Here is a 3,542-nt window from a genome sequence, read left to right as displayed (position 1 = left end):
GACAAGATCCTGATCGCCAACCGGGGCGAGATCGCCTGCCGGGTCATGAAGACGGCCAAGAAGATGGGCATCAAGACGGTGGCTGTCTATTCGGAGGCCGACAAGCACGCCCTGCACGTCGCCATGGCCGACGAGGCGGTGCACATCGGCCCGCCGCAGGCCAACCAGTCCTACATCGTGATCGACAAGATCATGCAGGCCGTCAAGGACACCGGCGCGCAGGCGGTGCACCCGGGCTATGGCTTCCTCTCCGAGAACCCCAGGTTCGCCGATGCGCTCGAGGCCGCCGGCGTCGCCTTCGTGGGCCCGCCCAAGGGCGCCATCGAGGCGATGGGCGACAAGATCACCTCGAAGAAGATCGCGCAGGAAGCCGGCGTGAACACGGTGCCCGGCTACATGGGCCTGATCGAGGACGCCGACGAGGCGGTGAAGATCTCGGGCGAGATCGGCTACCCGGTGATGATCAAGGCCTCCGCCGGCGGCGGCGGCAAGGGCATGCGCATCGCGTGGAACGACCAGGAGGCGCGCGAGGGCTTCCAGTCCTCCAAGAACGAGGCCGCCTCGAGCTTCGGCGACGACCGGATCTTCATCGAGAAATTCGTCACCCAGCCGCGCCACATCGAGATCCAGGTGCTCTGTGACGCGCATGGCAACGGCCTCTGGCTGAACGAGCGCGAGTGCTCGATCCAGCGCCGGAACCAGAAGGTGGTGGAAGAGGCGCCGAGCCCGTTCCTCGACCCCGAGACCCGCAAGGCGATGGGCGAGCAGGCCGTGGCGCTGGCCAAGGCCGTGGGCTATACTTCGGCCGGCACCGTCGAATTCATCGTCGACGGCGAGAAGAACTTCTACTTCCTCGAGATGAACACCCGCCTGCAGGTGGAGCACCCGGTCACCGAGCTGATCACCGGCATCGACCTTGTCGAGCAGATGATCCTCGTCGCCAACGGCGAGCCGCTGAGCATCACTCAGGATGACGTTGGCATCACCGGCTGGGCCATCGAGAACCGGCTCTACGCCGAGGACCCGTACCGCGGCTTCCTGCCCTCCATCGGCCGCCTGACCCGCTACCGTCCGCCCGCCGAGGGCGCTCTGGGCGAGGGCATCGTGCGCAACGACACCGGCGTCTTCGAGGGCGGCGAGATCTCGATGTACTACGACCCGATGATCGCCAAGCTCTGCACGTGGGCGCCGACCCGCGAGGCGGCGATCGAGGTGATGCGCAACGCGCTCGACAGCTTCGAGGTCGAGGGCATCGGCCACAACCTGCCCTTCGTCGCGGCCGTGATGGACCACGAGCGCTTCATCACCGGCAACATCACCACCGCCTTCATCGCCGAGGAATATCCCGACGGCTTCCAGGGCGTGACGCTGTCGGACGACAAGCTCCGCGACATCGCCGCCGCAAGTGCCGCGATGAACCGTGTCGCCGAGATCCGCCGCGCCCGCATCTCGGGCACGCTCGACAACCACGAGCGCAAGGTCGGCACCGAGTGGACCGTGACGCTGCAGGGTGCGAGCTACGACATGACGCTGGCCGCCGACCGGCAGGGCGCCACGGTGACCTTCTCCGACGGCGCATCCCTGCGGGTCGAGGGAGACTGGACCCCGGGGCAGACGCTCGCCCACATGACCGTGGACGGCAAGCCGCTGGTGCTGAAGGTCGGCAAGATCTCGGGCGGGTTCCGCATCCGCTCGCGCGGGGCGGATCTCAAGGTGCACGTGCGCACCCCGCGCCAGGCCGAGCTTGCCCGGCTGATGCCCGAGAAGCTGCCGCCGGACACCTCGAAGATGCTGCTCTGCCCGATGCCGGGTCTCATCGTGTCGATGAACGTGGCCGAGGGCGACGAGGTGCAGGAGGGCCAGGCGCTCTGCACCGTCGAGGCGATGAAGATGGAAAACATCCTGCGCGCCGAGCGCCGGGGCGTGGTCGCGAAGATCAACGCGGGGCCGGGCGACAGCCTCGCGGTGGACGACGTGATCATGGAGTTCGAGTAACCCGCGCCATGACCCTTCGCCGTGACATACCGGCCCCGCAGGCAATCGCCCGCGTGACGGCGTCCCCCGGATCCGGGGGAGATGTCTTCGATTGGTCGGAGACGTCACGGCGTTGCCGCAGTCTGCGAAGGTTGCGGCAACCTCTGGCGGCGACGCTGTCCCTGTGGGGGCATCGCCGCGGAGGTGGGTGTCATGACGGGGACCTGGCGGTCCGGGCGCTGCGCCCGGGCCATGGGGCTGGCGATGTCGCTGGCCCTGTCCATGGCGCTTTCGGGGTGTTTCTTCGAGACCGAGCAGAGCCTCAGGGCGCAGCTCTCCGAAACGCTCTACCTGCGCGAGCCGCTCTACTTCCGCGACCGGCTCGGCTGCACGGCGGCGCTCTACTCGCTCTATTCCCGCTATCCGAAGCCGGGGGTGATCCCGGTGAGCGACCTGACCGCGGCGCTGTTCCTGATGGAGCGGGGCAGGGCGGTAGCCTTCAACGTGGGGCTCAGCCCCGACGACATCTCGCGCGAGGTGATCGGGCGCGAGCAGCGCAGCGGGCTGGGGATCGTCAACGCCGGCGTCTCGGGGGCGACGGGCTGTCTCGAGGAACGGCTCGAGGTGCCGCTCTACGAGGCGATGCTGAACCCCGAGGTGGTCACGGTCTACGACCCGCAGGCGCGGGTGCTGTCGCTGATCGAGTGGGAGCAGAAGCGCGTCTGGGTGCTGCGCTCCTACGACTGAGCGCGGGTCACTCGGCGGGGGCGTCGATCGGGGGGCGCACGGCGGAGTGCCGGTCACGGACCTCCTGCTTGCGGAGGGGAAGCTTGTCGATGGACCGCGAGATCTCGCGCACGTCCCACGGCGCGGGCTTGCGCAGCAGGATCGTGCCGTCCTTCGAGATCAGCGTGAACATGAAGCCGCGCGGCCGCAGCTCCTGCCGGATCGGCGAACGTGCAGAGGGGTCGGTGTCGGTGATCACCACCACGTCGCGGTCCTCGAGCGCCCCGAGCCGGGCGTTGATCAGCTCCATCTGCTGCAAGAAGCGCGGGTCGGCCGGATTGTCGGCGAAGACCACCAGCGGCCGGCTGGTCCAGCGGAAGTCTTCGAGCGTCGCGTCGCCCGCCGGTCGGATGGCCTCGGCCGCGGGCGTTTCGGCACCCTGCGCCGCGCCAAGGCCCGCCGTCAGGGTGAACAGTCCGATGAGGACGGGTTTTATCCAGCGCATCATACCCCAAGATATAGGCACGGGGTGCCGCACCGCACAATGTTCCCAAGAGACTATCGGGATTTTTTCCAACCTTAACCGGTTTCACACCGGGGAGGGCGCATGATGCCGGGGATCGCATGCACAAGGAAATCCGGCCGTGGACATCATCCTGCACCTGGGCGCCCATCGCGCCGCCTCGACTTCGTTCCAGACCTACCTGCGGGGGGCGGATGCGCAGCTCGCGGGGCAGGGGATCGGGGTCTGGGGGCTATGGCGGACCCGCAAGGGGCTGTTCCACGGGCTGATGGAGCCCGGGGCGCGGCCGGGCGACGCGCAGCGCGCGGCGGGGCGGGTG

Annotated in this window: 3 protein-coding genes and 1 pseudogene; 3 read left to right on the top strand and 1 reads right to left on the bottom strand. The window is 68.3% G+C overall.

The genetic code is table 11. From position 1 onward, the window contains the following. Nucleotides 1–1,995, top strand: a 1,995-nt coding sequence (locus tag HC022_RS21420) for an acetyl/propionyl/methylcrotonyl-CoA carboxylase subunit alpha (protein ID WP_167453767.1), incomplete at its 5' end; no start/stop codon positions are given. A 192-nt stretch (nt 1,996–2,187) separates the two neighbouring features. Beyond that, nucleotides 2,188–2,721, top strand: coding sequence for a hypothetical protein (locus HC022_RS21415; protein ID WP_254885215.1), 534 nt, complete (start codon nt 2,188–2,190; stop codon nt 2,719–2,721). A 7-nt stretch (nt 2,722–2,728) separates the two neighbouring features. On the opposite strand, the gene HC022_RS21410 is transcribed toward HC022_RS21415, so the two are convergent. After that, on the bottom strand, nt 2,729–3,205 hold the full coding sequence (locus HC022_RS21410; protein WP_167453766.1) for a DUF4174 domain-containing protein: 477 nt from the start codon (nt 3,203–3,205) through the stop codon (nt 2,729–2,731). Between the two features lie 139 nt (nt 3,206–3,344). Here HC022_RS21410 and HC022_RS21405 point away from each other — a divergent pair. Beyond that, nucleotides 3,345–3,542, top strand: a pseudogene (locus HC022_RS21405) (hypothetical protein); the annotation flags it as partial.

This window comes from Salipiger sp. HF18, from assembly GCF_011806505.1.
In the GTDB taxonomy this organism is placed as follows: Bacteria; Pseudomonadota; Alphaproteobacteria; order Rhodobacterales; family Rhodobacteraceae; genus Salipiger; species Salipiger thiooxidans.
The sequence above is the reverse complement of the archived record's forward strand: the minus strand, read 5'-3'. Positions and strand labels throughout refer to the sequence as shown.